The 16,765-nt window shown below is 68.8% G+C and carries 14 protein-coding genes and 1 other RNA gene; 8 read left to right on the forward strand and 7 right to left on the reverse strand.

What is annotated here, in order from left to right; all coding sequences use genetic code 11:
• Positions 1–30: 30 nt before the first annotated feature.
• Positions 31–879 (forward strand): type I methionyl aminopeptidase, encoded by an 849-nt coding sequence (gene map / locus MPLG2_RS11505; protein ID WP_231935998.1) that lies wholly within the window; start codon positions 31–33, stop codon positions 877–879.
• Between the two features lie 42 nt (positions 880–921).
• Complete coding sequence (locus tag MPLG2_RS19670; RefSeq protein WP_105186248.1) at positions 922–1,797, forward strand: DUF2510 domain-containing protein; 876 nt, start codon at positions 922–924, stop codon at positions 1,795–1,797.
• A gap of 220 nt (positions 1,798–2,017) precedes the next feature.
• Here the strand turns inward: MPLG2_RS19670 and rnpB are convergent.
• An RNA gene (gene rnpB, locus MPLG2_RS11515) (RNase P RNA component class A) lies at positions 2,018–2,405 on the reverse strand.
• 95 nt (positions 2,406–2,500) lie between these two features.
• Here rnpB and MPLG2_RS11520 point away from each other — a divergent pair.
• Positions 2,501–2,947, forward strand: a complete 447-nt coding sequence (locus MPLG2_RS11520) for a calcium-binding protein (RefSeq protein ID WP_105186249.1) — start codon at positions 2,501–2,503, stop codon at positions 2,945–2,947.
• 139 nt (positions 2,948–3,086) lie between these two features.
• Here MPLG2_RS11520 and MPLG2_RS11525 read toward each other — a convergent pair whose 3' ends face one another.
• From MPLG2_RS11525 to MPLG2_RS11545, 5 genes are all read right to left on the reverse strand, one after another.
• Positions 3,087–4,514 (reverse strand): RNB domain-containing ribonuclease, encoded by a 1,428-nt coding sequence (locus MPLG2_RS11525; protein WP_105186250.1) that lies wholly within the window; start codon positions 4,512–4,514, stop codon positions 3,087–3,089.
• A gap of 606 nt (positions 4,515–5,120) precedes the next feature.
• The gene (locus tag MPLG2_RS11530) at positions 5,121–6,863 is read right to left on the reverse strand and encodes an alpha/beta hydrolase (protein ID WP_105186251.1); all 1,743 of its coding nucleotides are present in this window, start codon (positions 6,861–6,863) and stop codon (positions 5,121–5,123) included.
• A gap of 56 nt (positions 6,864–6,919) precedes the next feature.
• The gene (locus tag MPLG2_RS11535) at positions 6,920–8,668 is read right to left on the reverse strand and encodes a phospholipase D-like domain-containing protein (protein WP_105186252.1); all 1,749 of its coding nucleotides are present in this window, start codon (positions 8,666–8,668) and stop codon (positions 6,920–6,922) included.
• 299 nt (positions 8,669–8,967) lie between these two features.
• Entirely contained in the window at positions 8,968–9,459 is a 492-nt protein-coding gene (locus MPLG2_RS11540; protein WP_105186253.1) for a VOC family protein, read from the reverse strand.
• Complete coding sequence (locus MPLG2_RS11545) at positions 9,459–10,202, reverse strand: zinc ribbon domain-containing protein (RefSeq protein WP_197709924.1); 744 nt, start codon at positions 10,200–10,202, stop codon at positions 9,459–9,461. The genes MPLG2_RS11540 and MPLG2_RS11545 overlap by 1 nt, the downstream gene beginning before the upstream one ends.
• Before the next feature lie 53 nt (positions 10,203–10,255).
• On the opposite strand from MPLG2_RS11545, the gene MPLG2_RS11550 reads away from it, so the two are divergent.
• Genes MPLG2_RS11550 through MPLG2_RS11565 form a run of 4 tightly spaced genes read left to right on the forward strand, consistent with a single transcriptional unit; the run spans position 10,256 to position 14,790 of the window.
• Positions 10,256–10,816, forward strand: a complete 561-nt coding sequence (locus MPLG2_RS11550; protein ID WP_105187636.1) for a histidine phosphatase family protein — start codon at positions 10,256–10,258, stop codon at positions 10,814–10,816.
• A gap of 2 nt (positions 10,817–10,818) precedes the next feature.
• Entirely contained in the window at positions 10,819–12,318 is a 1,500-nt protein-coding gene (locus tag MPLG2_RS11555; RefSeq protein ID WP_173909661.1) for an aminopeptidase P family protein, read from the forward strand.
• A gap of 45 nt (positions 12,319–12,363) precedes the next feature.
• On the forward strand, positions 12,364–13,416 hold the full coding sequence (locus MPLG2_RS11560; protein ID WP_105186255.1) for a magnesium and cobalt transport protein CorA: 1,053 nt from the start codon (positions 12,364–12,366) through the stop codon (positions 13,414–13,416).
• A gap of 57 nt (positions 13,417–13,473) precedes the next feature.
• A complete protein-coding gene (locus MPLG2_RS11565; protein ID WP_105186256.1) occupies positions 13,474–14,790 on the forward strand; it encodes a TrpB-like pyridoxal phosphate-dependent enzyme in 1,317 nt (438 codons plus the stop codon).
• Positions 14,791–14,919: 129 nt separating this feature from the next.
• Here MPLG2_RS11565 and MPLG2_RS11570 read toward each other — a convergent pair whose 3' ends face one another.
• On the reverse strand, positions 14,920–15,339 hold the full coding sequence (locus MPLG2_RS11570) for a DUF2752 domain-containing protein (RefSeq protein WP_158681104.1): 420 nt from the start codon (positions 15,337–15,339) through the stop codon (positions 14,920–14,922).
• Between the two features lie 99 nt (positions 15,340–15,438).
• Between MPLG2_RS11570 and MPLG2_RS11575 the strand changes: the two genes are divergently transcribed.
• On the forward strand, positions 15,439–16,494 hold the full coding sequence (locus MPLG2_RS11575) for an RDD family protein (protein ID WP_105186258.1): 1,056 nt from the start codon (positions 15,439–15,441) through the stop codon (positions 16,492–16,494).
• The last annotated feature ends 271 nt before the right edge of the window (positions 16,495–16,765 follow it).

Consider the following 16,765-nt stretch of genomic DNA (forward strand, 5'->3'; position numbering starts at 1 on the left):
CGCTCGGAAGGTCCCACTATGATCGCGCCCGTGACCGCGATCAAGCCCTACCCGCTGACCGCGCGGCGTCAGGTGCCCCGCTCGATCACCCGCCCCCACTACGTCGGACGCCCCGCACCCGACCCCTATCGGGGCTCGCACGTGCAGAGCCCCGAGGTGATCGAGAAGATGCGGGTGGCGGGCCGCATCGCCGCCCAGGCCATGCATGTGGCCGCCGAGGCGATCGCGCCCGGCATCACCACCGACGAGTTGGACGCCGTCGCTCACGCCTTCATCTGCGACCAGGGGGCCTACCCCTCGGCCCTGGGCTATCGCGGCTTTCCCAAGTCGATCTGCACCTCGGTGAACGAGGTGATCTGCCATGGCATACCCGACTCTCGTCCGCTCGAAGACGGCGATCTGGTCAAGATCGACGTCACCGTGTTCATCGACGGCGTGCACGGCGACAACTGCGGCACGTTCTTCTGCGGCGAGGTCGACCAGGCGTCGGCCGACCTGACCGAACGCACCCAAGAGGCCCTCAACCGGGCGATCAAGGCCGTGCGGCCCGGTCGGCAGGTCAACGTGATCGGCCGGGTGATCGAGAGCTACGCCAAGCGGTTCGGCTACGGGGTGGTGCGCGACTACACCGGCCACGGCGTGCACACCGCGTTTCACTCGGGCCTGGTCATTCCGCACTACGACGAGCCCAGCCTCACCACGGTGATCGAGCCCGGCATGACGTTCACCATCGAGCCGATGCTCACCCTGGGCGATCAGGCCAACCACCTGTGGCGTGACGGTTGGACGGTCGTCACCAACGACGGCAGTCGGTGTGCGCAGTTCGAGCACTCTCTGGTGGTGACCCCGCAGGGAGCGGAAATACTCACCCTGCCCTGACTTGCCCCGAGGGCGAGGCATCATGGGGCCGAGGAGGCGACGATGGCACAACCGGGCTGGTTTCCCGATCCTGGCGGTCAGGCGGGCATGTTCCGCTACTGGGACGGCACGGCCTGGACCGATCGGCTGTCGGCGAATCCCGGCGGCCAACCGTCGTCCGGCAAGCCGGGACGCGCGGGCCTGCTGATCGCGGCCATCGTGGCCGTGGTCGTGGTGGCACTGCTGGCGGTGTTCTTTCTGCCCCGCGTGTTCGGCGCCGGCCCCTCGCCCTCGCGGTCGGTGCCCACCGGCTCGCCGACAGTGTCGGCCTGGGACGAGCGCACGCCGACGCCGACACCCACACCGACTCCGACGCCAACCCCGACACCCACGCCCACCAAGTCGCCCGAGGTCAGCCTGCCGTGCCCCAAGTACGACGACGCCGTGGTGAACGGCCGGCTCTACGGCGGCGGCCTGTCGGTGCCGGTGATCGACGACTCACGGTGGAGCGTGAACCCCGTGCGGGTGCTGCCGTGGGCCATCTGCGCCACCGGGCTCGAACGCAAGATCGCCCCCGCCTGGGTGAGCGAGGTGATTCTGGCCGGCATTCAGCCGCACTCGATGCTGGGCACCCTGCAGCAGCAGGCCGAGGCCATTCGCGACGACTCGGAGTCACGCTTCTACAACGGCGAGAAGACCAAGCTCACCACCAGCAGCAGCCGCTCGCTCACCGTGGACGGGCTGCCTGCGTGGGAGATCAAGTTCCAGGTGCGGATCAGCTACCTCGACAACATTCCCGGCGACAACGTCGAAGTGCTGGTGGTGCAGCACACCGACGGCTCGCGCAGCGGCCTGCTGACCTTCGCCACGATCGGCGACACCGAAACCCAAAGGCAGGTGGACGGCTCGCGCGCCGGCGTCAGGGTCGAGAAACGCTGAGCGAGAGCCGAGCCGACGGTTCTGCACCGCCCCTGGGCACATCAAGATTGCGGCGTTCGCCGCAATGACGTAAGCCTCGGCATCCCGGCGCACACGTCGCAATCGCGGAGCACGTCGTCATCCGTCGCGCACTTCGTCATCCCGGCGAACGCCGGATCTCGCGACCCAACGCCGCCAGATCCGAAGCAATGCGAGAAACCGTGCGCAGAGCCGGCCGGAGGGGACGAGCCGGCCTGTAAGCCGGATTCTGTGGCCCGAGGGCCGGTGATCATCCATCTGCGACGGCTGTTGCCAGCCGCCTTCGCCCGTGGGCGTGCAACCTACCCGGACGCCTCGCGCGGGCAGCGCTCGAACGGCGTCCGCGGGCTCTCGTCCGAAGACGGGGGCCCTTCTTGGTCTTGCTCCGGGTGGGGTTTGCCTAGCCACCCCAGTCACCTGGGGTGCTGGTGGTCTCTTACACCGCCGTTTCACCCTTACCGCCGTCACCGGCGGCGGTCTGTTCTCTGTGGCACTGTCCCGCGGGTCACCCCGGGTGGGTGTTACCCACCACCCTGCCCTGTGGAGTCCGGACTTTCCTCAGCTTGCGCTGCGATCACCCGGCCGACTCGTCCGGGCTCAAGGGTAGGCCACGAAACAGGCCGACGGGGAATGCGCAGATGAGGCGTTCCTCATGCATGCCTAACAGCGGTTTCACGCGGGGCCGGTGAAGTACTGCTCAAGCAACCGGGCGCAGGGCCCGGCACACGAAAAGGAGCAGCACACGTTCACCACCCGTACCCGGCGGCTGAGCCGCTTCGCGATTCTTCCGCTTGCGGCCGGCCTGGCGATCGGCCTGAGCGCCTTCAGCGCACCCCAGGCACAGGCGGCCACCCAGTACTGCAACGGCTACAAGGCCACCATCGTCGGCACCAACGGCAACGACGACATCGAAGGCACCAGCGGACGCGACGTGATCGTGGGCCTCGGCGGTCACGACGAGATCGACGGCAACGGCGGCAACGACGTGATCTGCGCCGGCTCGGGCAACGACGAGGTCGACGGCGGCAGCAGCAACGACTACATTCACGGCGGCTCGGGCCACGACCTCGTCGGGGGCGGACCCGGCAGTGACACCGTCAGCGGCGGTGCGGGCACCGACACGGTCACGTAGCGCTACGCGTCTGAGCGCGAGGAGGACCGCTGGGAAGATCGCTACGGTCACGACGACTGAGTGAGCCGATCAGGTGCTGGTCGAGCTTTTCGACACCCCGGTCAGGGGTTTCGACACGCTCAAACAGCACCGACCACGCTCAGAACACCCGAAAGTCGACGCTGCCCTTCACCAGGTCGGCGGCCACGAGCGTGGCGGTCACCTCGCCACCCAGCTTCAGCCGGCTGCCCTTCACCCGGGCCTCGACCGCCGGGTCGGGCACCTGCAAACGGCCGGCCCGACGGTCGGGATCGACGTCGATCAGCACGCCGTTGAAGCTCTGGCCGATGTGCGGGGCGAGCACCATGGCCTCGACCAGGTCGACGATGCCCCGCTCGTATTTGCCGGCCCTCCGCGCCGAGTCCTCCATCTCGCTGGGCAGGTCGTTCAGGGCGTCCAGCACCCAAGCGGGCACCGGCTCGCCGGCACTCAGCGCCACGCACAACTCGCCTGCGTACCGGTCGACCAGCCGCCGCAACGGTGCGGTCACGTGGGCGTACGGTGCCGCGATGGCGGCATGCTCGGCCTCTTTGGGTGCCCCATCGGTGAACGAGTCGTAGCCGGCCCCGCGAAACAGCGTGGTGCAGGCGTTCAGCATGGCCGCCTCGCGCGGCACCGACGCCTTCAGTCCCCGGACGAAATCGGGGTAGCTCACCTTCTGCGGCCATGAGATGCCGAGCCCCTGCGCGGTGCGGCGCAGCCGGTTGATCGCGTGGTCTTCGGCCGGCGGCAGGGTGCGCAGAATGCCCACACCCGCCTTCAGCATCATGTCAGCCGCCACCATGCCGGTGAGCAACGAGAGCTGCGCGTTCCAGCCCTCGCAGGGCAGGTTCGTGCGGTAAACCAGGGCCCAGCTGCCGCCGGCGACCGTCACCTCCTGCTCGGGCACGCCCAGGCTGACGCCGCCGCGAGCCACCTCGGCCTGCTCGCGCAACTGCCCGATCACCTTGAGCAGGTCGAGCACGTCGCCGGCCTGGCCGCCGTCGATCAGGGCCTGAACCTCGTCGTAGCTGTAGCGGCGGCGGCTGCGCACCCGGGCGCGTGCCACGGTGGCGTCGACCACGGCGCCGTCGGCGTCCAACTCGATCTGCCAGACCAGGGCCGGACGCACCACGTCGGGCAGCAGGCTGGCCCCGTTCTCGCTGAGCGCCTCGGGGTGCAGCGGCGTGCGCCGGCTCGGCGCGTACAGCGTCTCGACCCGCTCGTGGCACTCGTCATCGATCACCCCGCCGGGCTCGACGAACGCCGCCACGTCGGCGATGGCGTAGCGCACCAGATAGCCCGTGTCGGTGCGCGACAGGTGCAGCGCCTGGTCGAGGTCGAGCGACCCGGCCGGGTCGATGGTGACGAACTCGACGTCGGTGAGGTCGGTCACCGGCAACTGGACGTCGGCGGCCGCGGCCTGGGCCGCCTCGATCACCTCGGCCGGAAAGTCGTCGGGCACGCCCAGCTCGTCGCGCAGTTGCCGCAGCCCCTCACGCAGCGGCGGGGGCACCTCGTCGAGAAAGGCGACGGTACGACTCGGCATCGATGAACCTCCGGTTCGGCCGCGTTCACCCTAGTCGCGTGCAGGCGGTGCGGCGCCGATCAAGGTGCCGACACTCCTTGCCGAAGACCCCGTCGTCCCTGGCGAGACCGGGGATCTCACCCGCAACCGTGCAGTGGAACAGATGGGAGATCGCGGCGTTCGCCGGGATGACGGCGTGCCGTGATCGAGTGCGCGACAGATGGAGATCCCGGCGTTCGCCGGGATGACGGCGTGCCGTGATGGAGTGCGCTCACGTCTCGCCCGTCAAAGACCCGGCGTTCGTGATGACACAGACAGCGGTCATCCCGGGCTTGACCCGGGATCTCACACGTGACGGGCGCGACGAGGTCTCGACACGCTCAACCAACGAGAGAACGCAGATCGCGTTATGAGATCCCGCGTTCGCCGGGATGACGAAGGCTGCGAGCGCAACGTCAAAGCGGAGCGGGAGCGTCCCTGTCAGGGTGTGGTCGGGCGTTTGCGCACCTGCGAGGCGCTAGCCGAGCAGTTCAGCAAGGGCGGGACAGGGGCGCCCCCGCTCCGCGGCAACAGACGCAACCAACGGGCTCTCGACAAGCTCGACCATCCAGAAGCTCGACCAGCGGCCTAACCGGACGCGCCCGGGCCGCCCAACCCACCACCCGGGCGAATCGACCCCAGCGACCCCGATCCCTTACCCGAGCCGACCGCGGCACCCGGTGCCGGCTTCTTCAACACCTCGACCGCCGATCTGATCGCGGCGACGATGGCCGTGACCGGAGCGTCCGTGCGCTGCAGCACCGCGGCCCACACCGGCACCAGTTCGTCTTCGTAGATGTGGCCGTGCCCGGGCGGGGTGTCGAGGCTGGTGGCCATGTCGGTGCTGACCTGAAACCAGGTGACCAGTGGCCACCAGCGCAGGGACGGGTTGACATCGGAGCCGGCACGTTCGTGCAACCAGTCCGGCTCTCGCCACGCGAGTTCGGCGGTGAACCGGGCCATCGGGTCGGACGCGTGCGCGACGTAGACGATGCGCGGGGCGTCCCATCGGCCCAGTGGACGTCCGTAGGCGTCGGCGACCAGCTCTTCGGGTCTGGTGACGAAGCGAATGTGCTTGCCGTTGTCGATCACGGGGGTGATCTCGGGTGAGCCCCGCATGCGCAGCCGTACCAAGTCGCGGGCGATGCGGGTGAAGCCCGGTGTGCCGATCCAGACCGCTCCTGCGATACGGGCCACCATGTCATCGGCGTCGACGAAGGCGCCGTGGCCGCCGAAACTGCCCAGCGACTCGCCGCTCACGAAGATGGCCGGACGGCGGTCGCGCGGCATCAGCTCGATCTCTTCTTCGAGCGCCTCCAGCAGCGCGAACGCACTCTGGCCGGGGGTGTCGCGGTCGGCCAGAAACACGAACGCGCTGGCCAGCTTCGAGTACTGGATCGAGACGGTCGCGCAGTCACCGCCGGTGAGGTACTCCACGGCCTGCACCGAGAACTCGTCCACCCAACCCCGACCTGCAGGGGTGTTCACCACCAGGGTGCCCCGGTTGAGGGCACCGGTGCGGCGCACCTCGGCCATGGCCGCCGCGACCGCTCCGGCGACACCGTCGTCACCCTGGGTGGCGTAGACGCGAATCGGCTCGAGCGCAGGCTCGCCGGTCACGGCTTCGATCTGCTGGGCGGACGGCCCGCACGAGGTGAAGATCTGGCCACGACGGCCCAGGTCGTCCCATGACTGCGCGGCGCCGGGGCTGCCGCTGCGGGTGGCCGAGGTCGGAGCCTCGACCCCGCGGGGGCGGCGCCGGTTCATCTTCTCGGCCTGCCTGGTGAGCGACTCGAACACGCGACGCACCAGCACGCGGTTGACCAGCCGCAGCGCGACGATGATCGCCACCACGACCACCAACAACGACAGCAGTGACGGCATGAACAGGTCCAGACCATTGGTGGCCCAGCTACCCAGCATCACCAGCCCGGTGACCAGCGTCACCAGCACCGCCAGAAACGCCAACGCCACACCCGTGGCCGCGATGTCGTGCCAGACGGGCTGCAGCGGCATGTCGACCAGCCGGGCGGTCCTGCGATGCTCCCGAACCGACCACGACCAACCCAACACCAGGAGCGTCACCCCGACCAGCGTCAGTATTTGTTGACCGCCGGGCATCGTCCAGGTGACCTGCACGGTCAAACCGATCATGCGGGCCAAGAATCGAGCGGTCGCTTCGAGCGCCAGGCCGACGAGGTAGCCGATCACGGCCACGACACCGCCGATCAGGCCCTGCATCAGCCAGCGTCGGGGCAGCAGGCTGGGCGCGAACGTCACCAGAAAGGCGCACAGGCCCAGCACCAGGCCCAAGCCCGATACCGCGCCCATCTCGACCCCTCTCGTCGATGGGGTTCACCCTAACGGTCGTCGGTGACGCGAGTGAGTCAGCCGTCCAGCGGATCGGCCATCTCGGCGAGCTTCTGCACCCGTTTCGCGCGCAGCGTGCCGGGTGCGTACTTCAGGGTCCAGGTGTCGTTCTCGATCAGGTCGAAGGCGTGCTGGTCGGCCTGGGGTTGGTCGCCCTGCTGTTGACCGTTGCGTGCTGACAGCTGCTGCACCACCGAACGAAAGTAGTAGTGAAAGAACAGCCGGTTGAACTCGGTGAAATAGATGTCGGCCACCCGAGCGTCACCCCTGATGATGATCATGTTCTCGTCGTTCTCGGTGGTGGAGGCCTTCGAGAAGTTGGCCGAGCCGGTGACCACCACCGGGTCAGGACCGAGCGGGTCGCTGAGCAGGAACTTGTCGTGAATGAACGCGACGTGCTTGTTGAGGCCCAGTTCACGGGTGGTGGTCTCGGCGACCCACTGACCCAGCGGGTGGTCGAGTTCAGAACCCCAGGCCTGGTAGACGTTGCGCGACGAGTCGAGGCGAACCGTCGCCTTGCCGCGGGTTTCGAGCAGAAAGAACCGCAGCGGGCCGTCAGGGGTTCCGCCCGCGGCGGCGTCTTGAATCTCTTGCGCGATGCCGAACGCGAACGTGGCGCAGGCCAGCGAGGTGGTGCCCGCTCCGATCAGTTGGGCGTACAGGTTGAGTGCCCCCAGGTCGGGCCGCGGGCTGAACACCGGGGTGATGCCGGGTGCGACACCCGCCCGGTCGGCCGGGCCCGGGCTCAAGGCGGCCACCGCCGCCTTGAACGCGGCGTTCTTGGTTCGTTTGTCGGTGGCGGTGTCCGCCGACCGTCCGCCGGGGTCGGTGGCCAGCAGGTCGAAGTACGCCTCGTAGGCGGCGGCGGTGCGGGCGTCGCGCACCAATTGGCCGACATTCGACTGGCCGTGCACGCCGCCCCTGGTCAGGTTGGTCGAGCCCGTCCAGACCGTGGTGGGGGTTCCGGCCTCGCTGCGCACCAGGAACTTGTTGTGCGCGATCGCCGACACCCGCGCCTCGCGGGCAATGATCACGCCGGGCGGAAAGCCGGCGGCGGCGATGGCGGCCTGGTTGGGCACCCGCGGGCCGTCGGCGGTGTTCTTGAAGTCGATCACCAGGCGCACCTCGACGCCCCGGTCGGCGGCGCGGACCAGTTTGTCGAGCACGGGGGCATAGTTGAACTCGTAGAACGCGCCGTGCAGCGCGTCGCCGGGGGCGGTTGTTCGAATGAAGTCCAGCAGCACGTCGTCCAGATCGCGGCTGAGCCAGTCGAGCGCCTGTTGCCGCAACTCGGGGGTCGGCTGGGCGTCGGGCGGCAGCCCGTTGAACCGGCGCTGGTAGGCCTGGCTCGAGGCCACGCCGCGGTTGAAGACCACGTCATTGGCGCCGCCATGCAGCGGCTCCGTGTGCACCGTGATGGTGATCGGCTTGTTGCGTCGCGGCTTGGCCGGCGTCCCACGCATCGGGTGAAAGCGGTAGGTGTAGGTGGTGTCGCCACGCAGCGTGAAGTCGTCCCACACCAGCGCCTGAATCGGGTGGGTGTACGTCGACACCTCATCAGTCGGCTTGGGGTCGCGCACCAGCGACGGGAACACCTTGAACCCGCGCATCCAGACGAACGGTCCGCCCTCGGCGGCGCGTTCGACGCAGAACCCCAGCAGGCCCTTGCGGGCGAATTCGGTGGCGGTCAGGGCGAACGACACGGTGTTCACACCGCACACCGCGTAGGCCCGAATGCCACGAACCGAACGTGACCGGTAACGCATACCTCAAGGTAGCCCCGGCAGGCCGCTTTGATACCGGCCGGACTCGATGTGGCGCCGCACGACCGCCTGTGCGGATCCGCAGCCTCCAGCCCGGTCACTCGGCATGACCACGACGGGCGAAGGGGAGGTTTCTCAGCGGTCAGGGGACGGTTCTCCAGCGGTTGGAGAACCGTCCCCTACCCGGTTGGAGAACCGTCCCCTTGCCGGTTGGAGAAGCGTCCCCTACCCGGTCGGAGAACCGTCCCTTACCCGGTCGGAGAACCGTCCCCTACCCGGTTGGAGAACCGTCCCCTTGCCCGTCAGTCGATGCGTTGCGCGAGGGCGACGATGATGCCGTCGGGGCCACGCACGTACGCCATGCGCCAGACGTTCTCGTACTGGCCGATGCCGCCCACCAGGCCGTAGCCGTCGGCCGCCACCCGCTCGACGAGGGCGTCGATGTCGTCCACCTGAAACGCGACGCTGCGCAATCCCGCCTGATTGGTGGGTGCGGCTGAGCCTGGCAGCACGTCGGGGCGATCGAAGCTCGACAGTTCGACCCCGGTGCCGCCGTCGGGCGCTCGCAGCATGACGATCTGCGTGCGCGCACCCGTCATGCCGATCACGGTGTCGAGGAAGTCCCCGTCAACCGCCATACGTTCTTCGACCTCCAGCCCGAGGCTGACGAAGAAGGCCGTTGCACTGTCGAGGTCACTCACCGTGATACCGACGTGGTCGAAGGTCAGCACCCGCGCCGCCGTCGATTCGTCGAAACCGCCGACGCCCTGCGGCAGCCTCGGCGCCCGGGCCATCACAGCCCCGATTCGGCGGTGCGCACCAGAATGCGGTTGCACTCTTCGCAGCGCAGCACCTCATCGGGTGACGCGTGGCGGTAGCGCACCAGGTCGGCGGCGTTCACCTGCAACTGGCAACCCGAACAGCGACGCTGCACCAGCGCGGCAGCCCCCACTCCTCCGCTCTTGGCGCGCACCTTGTCGTACAGGTCCACCAGGTCGGCCGGCAGCTCGGCAACCAGCCCTTCGCGCAGCGAGCGCTGGCCGGCCAGCTCGGCGTCCAGTTCGGCGAACTGAGTGTCGCGCGCGGCGATCAGAGCGCGCAGTTCACCTTCACCCGCCGCGCGGTCGGCCACCAGTTGATCGCGGACGCCGGTGGCGGCCTCGAGCCGTTCCATCACCTCGAGTTCGTCGTCTTCGAGGGCGACGATGCGGCGCTTGAGGTGCTCGATCTCGTCCAACAGGGCGTTGAGCTGCTTGGGGTCGCTGACGGTGCCGTCGTTGACGCGCTGCTGATCGCGCTGCAACCGCTGGCGCACCGGCACCAGATCGTCCTCGGCCTTGGCCTGATCGAGCTCCAGATCGCTGACCGCGGTGTTGGCGGCGATCAGCTCTTCGGCCTGCCGCCGGCGCACCACCTGGCGCTCGGCGATGGCTGCCAGTTCGGGCAGTGAGCGCCGCCGATGATCGAGCTGAGCGATCGCGGTGTCGATCGACTGCAGTTGCAGCAGCCTCGTTTGAGCGGTGGCAGCAGCCTGCATGGCGACCTCCTGGAGTTGTGGCCTCCGACTCTAGCCGCTGGTTAGATGGGCGCATGACCCTGCTGTATCTCGTCCGCCACGGACAGACCGAATGGAGCAAGTCCGGCCAGCACACCTCGTTCACCGATCTCGATCTCACCGAGCACGGTGTCAAGCAGGCGACCGCCCTGCGTGAGCGGCTCGACCCGAGCGAGTTCGGCCTGGTGTTGACCAGCCCACGCATGCGCGCCCGCAAGACCGCCGAACTGGCCGGCTTCACCGACTACGAGGTCACCGACGACCTTCAGGAGTGGAACTACGGCGACTACGAGGGCAAGACGTCTGCGCAGATTCGCGAGGACCACCACGGTTGGCGGCTGTGGTTCAACGGTGTGCCGAACGGCGAAACCGCCGACCAGGTGCGTGAGCGGCTCACCCGGGTCGTTCACCGGGTGCGGGCATCAGGCGTCGACAAGGCGATCTGCTTCGGCCACGGCCACGCCTCGCGGGTGTTGGCCCTGTGTTGGATGGACTTTCCGCTGATCTTCGGCCAGGCGTTTCCGCTCGAAGTGGCCAGCATCTCGATTCTGGGCCGCGAGAAGGAATCGTGGGCCATGCTGCGCTGGAACAGCTGATCGTGGCCGACGAGACCGGCCCGGCCGAGGGCGAGAACCAGGAGCTGCCCAACCGGCAGAGCCCCTTCTCTGAGCCGTTCCGGGCGTTCATTCCGCAGGGTTGGGCGCCCTACTCCGACGTACCGCCCGCCGCGCTGCCCGCCACCGCGTACGCACCGGCCCGCCGCGAAGCCCTGAGCGCGCAGTTCCCCGGTGACCGGCTGGTGATTCCCGCCGGCGACCTGTCGGTGCGGTCCAACGACACCGACTACCGGTTTCGGCCGCACTCGGCGTTCGCGCACCTGACCGGGCTGGGCACCGACCGCGAGCCCGCTGCCGTGCTGGTGCTCGAACCCACCGACGACGGCCACGACGCCACGCTGTACTTCAAGCCGCGGGTGCCCCGCACCGATCGCGAGTTCTACGCCGATTCGCGCTACGGCGAGATGTGGGTCGGCCAGCGCGAGTCGCTGGGCGAGATGGAGGCGCTCACCGGGCTGGCCTGCGCGCCGATCAGCCAACTGTCCGAGGCGCTGGCGAAGAACGCCGGCGCCACCCGGGTGCTGATCGTGTCGGACGCCGACGCGCAGCTCACCGCGCAGCTGAACGGCCAGCGCACCGCGCTGGGCCTGGGCGCCGAGGCGGCCGGCGACATGCAGTTGACCGTCGCGCTGAGCGAGCTGCGGTTGGTCAAGGACGACTTCGAGATCGAGCAGATGCGGGTCGCCTGCGACGTGACCGCCGACGGCTTCGAGGCCGTGGTGGCCGCCCTGCCCGAGGCCGTCCGGCGCGGCCGTGGCGAACGCTGGGTCGAGGGCGTGTTCGGGTTGCACGCCAGGCACGCGGGCAACGCGGTGGGCTACGACACCATCGCCGCGGCCGGCGATCACGCGAACACGCTGCACTGGATTCGCAACGACGGCGACTTGACCCCCGACGGCCTGTTGCTGCTCGACGCCGGTGTCGAGCTCGACAGCCTGTACACCGCCGACATCACCCGTACCCTGCCGGTGGGCGGACGGTTCACCCCGGCCCAGCGCAAGGTGTACGACGCGGTGCTCGCGGCCCAAGAGGCCGGCATGGCGGCGGCCAAGCCGGGGGCCAAGTTCTCCGACGTGCACGCCGCGGCGATCCGGGTGATCGCCGAGCACCTGCTCGAGTGGGGGCTGCTGCCGGTGTCTGTCGAGCAGACGCTGGACCCCGAGCAAGGGGGCCACCACCGGCGCTGGATGGTGCACGGAACGTCCCACCACTTGGGCATCGACGTGCACGACTGCGCGCAGGCGCGGCAAGAGAACTACCGCGACGCCGTGCTGCGGCCCGGCATGGTGATCACCGTCGAACCGGGCCTGTACTTCAAGTCGACCGACCTGCTGGTGCCCGACGAACTGCGCGGCATCGGGGTGCGCATCGAAGACGACGTGCTGATCACCGAGACCGGCTGCGAGAACCTCTCGGCGCGGCTGCCGCGCACCGCCGAGGCCGTCGAAAGCTGGATGGACGGGCTACTAGGACACCGCTGAACATCGGCCTACCATGGGCTGCGGTCCTAGTGAGGAGGCATTCCGATGACGGTTCGCAGCAACTGGGACTCCGCGCACGAACGGCCCCGTGGCCTCGGCACCAAAAAGATGCCCCCCGAACTCATCTGGTCGCGTTACGTCGGCGGCCACCCGTGCCCCTCGGAGGTGCTCGACGAGGCGGTGGGGGCGGCCCGGCACGGTGACGGCTACATCTGGATCGGCCTGCACAACCCCACCGAGGCCACCATGGAGGCGCTCGGCGAACGGATAGGCCTGCACGAACTGGCCATCGAGGACGCCGTGCACGGCCACCGCCGATCGAAGCTGGAGCGGTTCGACGAGAACCTTTTCTTCGTGATCTCGACCGTCGCCTACGTCGACCGGGGCGCCGACGAGGCGGCCGAGATCGTCACCACCGGCGAGCTGATGGTGTTTCTCGGCGACTGGTACGTGATGACCTCACGACACAGCGGGCCGACGCGCATGGCCGAGGTGCGGCGCGAGGTCGAGCAGGATTCGGACGACATGCCGCTCGGCCCGTCGCGGGTGCTGTACGCCTGCCTGTCGGTGGCGATCGACGACTTCGAGCGGGTGGCCGCGCAGATGGAGGAGGACGTCGAGGACTGTGAAGAGCTCGTGTTCGGCAACGACGGCCAACCCGACGTCGAACGGGCCTACGCGATCAAGCGCGAACTGATCGAGTTCCGCCGCTGCGTCGGGCCGCTCGGCGCACCGCTGACCGCCCTGTGCACGCGCGACTTCCCCTCCATCGGCGAAGACGCCCGGCCGTACTTTCGCGAACTGGCCGAGCGCGTGCAGCAGGTGCGTGAGACGGTCGGCGCCATGGAAGACCAGCTGACCAACATTCTGCAGGCGGCGCTGGCCAGGGCGTCGATGGCCGACAACCGCGACATGCGCAAGATCTCGGCCGCGGTGGCGATTCTGGCGATTCCGACCACGCTGGGCGCGATCTACGGCATGAACTTCACCGACATGCCCGAGTTGTCGTGGGCGGGCAGCTACTTCGTGGTGATGGCGGTCAACGTGATCGGCATGGTGGTGTTGTACCTGCTGTTCCGCAAGTTCAAGTGGCTGTGAGCACAGCCGTCCGAGATCGAATGACGCGGCTTGCGGCACGGCGCTAGCATCCGCACCGTGAGCGCACCTACGAAGACGAAGGTGGTCCTCGACGAGTCGAAGATCCCCACCCACTGGTACAACATCGTCGCCGACCTGCCCGAGGCTCCGCCGCCGCCGCTGCACCCGGGCACCCGCGAACCGCTGACGCCGGACGACCTGGCCCCGCTGTTTCCGATGGGGCTGATCGCGCAAGAGGCGAGCACCGAGCGTTGGATCGAGATTCCGCAGGCCGTGCGTGACATCTACCGGCTCTGGCGACCGTCGCCGATGATTCGGGCCTGGCGGCTCGAGCAGGAACTCGGCACGCCTGCCCGCATCTACTACAAGTACGAGGGCGCGTCCCCCGTCGGCTCGCACAAGACCAACTCGGCCGTCGCCCAGGCCTACTTCAACAAAGAGGCCGGACGCACCAAGCTGACCACCGAGACCGGCGCCGGCCAATGGGGCTCGGCCCTGGCGTTCGCCTGCGACGTGTTCGACCTCGAGTGCGAGATCTGGCAGGTGCGGTCGTCGTACGAGGGCAAGCCGTACCGGCACGTGCTGATGGAGACCTTTGGGGCGACCGTCCACTCGTCCCCGTCCGACCTCACCCAGGCGGGGCGCTCGTTCCAGGAGCGCTTCCCCGACACGTCCGGCTCGCTGGGGATGGCGATCTCTGAGGCGATCGAGGTGGCTGCGGCCGATCCGAACTCGTCGTACTCGCTGGGCTCTGTGCTCAACCACGTACTGCTGCACCAGACGGTGATCGGTCAGGAGGCGCTGCAGCAACTGGCGGAGTTCGGCGAAGAGCAGGCAGACGTGGTGTACGGCTGTGCCGGCGGCGGTTCGAACCTGGGCGGGCTGACGCTGCCGTTCCTGCGCGAGAACCTGGACGGCCGGACGTCCACCCGGCTGGTGGCGTGCGAACCCAAGGCGGCACCGTCCCTGACCGAGGGCGAATACCGCTACGACTTCGGCGACACCGCAGGCATGACCCCGCTGCTGAAGATGTACACCCTGGGCCCCGACTTCGTGCCCGACCCCGTGCACGCCGGCGGCCTCAGGTACCACGGCATGGCGCCGCTGCTCAGCTTCGTCAAGCACCTGCGCATGATGGACGCGATCAGCGTCAAGCAGCGCGAGGCGTTCGCCGCCGGAGTGCTGTTCGCCCGCACCGAGGGCATCGTGCCGGCGTCGGAGTCGAACCACGCCATCGCCGGCGCACTGCGCGAAGCCCGACAGGCGGCCGAAGACGGCACCTCGCCAGTGATCGTCATCGGCGTCTCGGGTTCGGGCCAACTCGACCTGCCCGCCTACTCGGAGTTTCTCGCCGGCGACATGGCCGACAGTTAGGCAAGCGCTGACCATCGTTGGTCGAGCCTGTCGAGACCTTGCCCGGCCAGGGGGTTTCGACAAGCTCAACCAGCGAGGGCCGTTGATCAACACCCTTCCCAGGCTGATCCACGGCTCGTGGGTACCGGCTCAACCCGCGGCACCGGCCAGGTTGCGCCACAGGGTGAACGCGAACGCGAGCAGGCCGATCGTGACCCAGACGCCACGACCGTCGAGCCGTACCCCCCGGGGTGCACGGACGGCCGGCCCACCGAGCGCCTCGATCGTCCAGATCACACCCAAGCCGACCAGCACCACCAAGCCGGCCAGCACGAACGGGTTGGCCGCCCAGGCCGCGGCCAGATCTCCGCGCAGTAGGGCCATGCCGACGTGGGTGGCGCCGCACAGCGGGCAGAGCGTGCCGGTGAGTGCGCGCCACGGGCACGGCAGGCCCCATCCGGTGACCGCGGCCACGCCGCTGATCCCTACCCCCACGATCGCGAAGGCGGCCAGCCCGCGCAGGGCGGTGACGGGCTGAAAGGGCCCGGCGGCGGTCGATTTCAACGGCACGACGTTCATTATCGCCATCAAACGCCGAAGGGTGCCGGTGCATGTGAGCCGCGCGCCCGTAGGATCACACTCACCTGAACGCGAAACCCAGGAGCAACCGTGACCAACCAGCCCGGTAACAACGACCAGAAGCCCACCGAATCCGACGAGGGCTCGACCCCTCCCCCGTACTCACCGCCTGGGTACACGCCCCCCGGTGCCGATGCCGGCCAGGGCCAGCAGTCGGGCTACACCCCGCCCAGCTACTCCGCCCCAAGTGGCAGCGACGCCCCCGCGGCAGGCGGCTACACCCCACCCAGCTACGGGGCCCCCAGCGGCAGCGACGCCCCCGCGGCCGGCGGCTACACCCCACCCGGCTACGGGGCCCCCAGCGGCAGCGACCAGAGCTTCGGCCAGACCCCGAGCTACGGTGCTCAGGGCCAAGAGAGCTATGGCCAGCAGCAGCCCGAGTATGGCCAGCAGCCCGGGTATGGCCAGCAGCAGCCCGAGTATGGCCAGCAGCCCCAGTACGGCCAGCAGCAGCCCGGGTACGGCCAGGAGCAACCGGGGTACGGCCAGCAGCCCCCCGCTGCTCCTTACGGAGCGCCTGCCGGCGGCTACGGCCCGAACGCCACCGGCGGGTACGACCCCAATGCGGGTGCCCAGACCCCCTACGGGGCTCCCAACGCCGGCTACGGGGCCCCTTCGCCGTACGGTGCACCCGGTGGCTACCAGCCCAACCCCTATGCCCCCTCGGGCCCGGTGCTCGCCACCTGGGGACGTCGCGCTCTGGGCGGCCTGATCGACTTCGTCGCTCCAGGGATCGTGGTCTCGATGATCATCGGACTGATCTTTGCCGACCGCACGTCATCCGTGGCGAACCTGCTGAGCACCGTGCTCACGCTCGGTTTCTGGTGCTATAACACCGGTTACCGCCTCGCCACCACCGGCTACTCGTTCGGCCACAAGATCGCCCAGGTGCGCGTGGTGATGGCCGACAGCGGCCAGACTCCGACGGTCAACACGGCCGTGCTGCGTGCGGTGTGCCACCTGCTCGACTCGTGGGCCTGCCTGATCGGCTGGCTGTTCCCCTTGTGGGACGCCAAGAAGCAGACGTTCGCCGACAAGATCACCAAGACTGTCTCCCTCGACGAGCGCAACGCCGGGCAGCGCTGAGCCACCCGAACCCAAGAAAGGGCCGCCCCCAACCGGGGGCGGCCCTTTCGCTTCGCCTGACCAGACGATCGAGGCTCAGTTGTCGCCGCGCGGGGTGCGTCCGTCCTGCTCGTTCTGGTTATCGGACGACGGTGCCCGGCCGATGCCCTCGCCCCGATCGTACGACTCGGCCGAGGGTTGGCTGGGCGCCTGCTGCGGCGAGGCCTGCGTGGGGGCTTGGCCGTAGGCCTGCGGTTGCCCGTAGGTCTGCTGCTGACCGTACGGCGATTGC

The organism is Micropruina glycogenica, from assembly GCF_900289045.1.
Taxonomy (GTDB): domain Bacteria; phylum Actinomycetota; class Actinomycetes; order Propionibacteriales; family Propionibacteriaceae; genus Micropruina; species Micropruina glycogenica.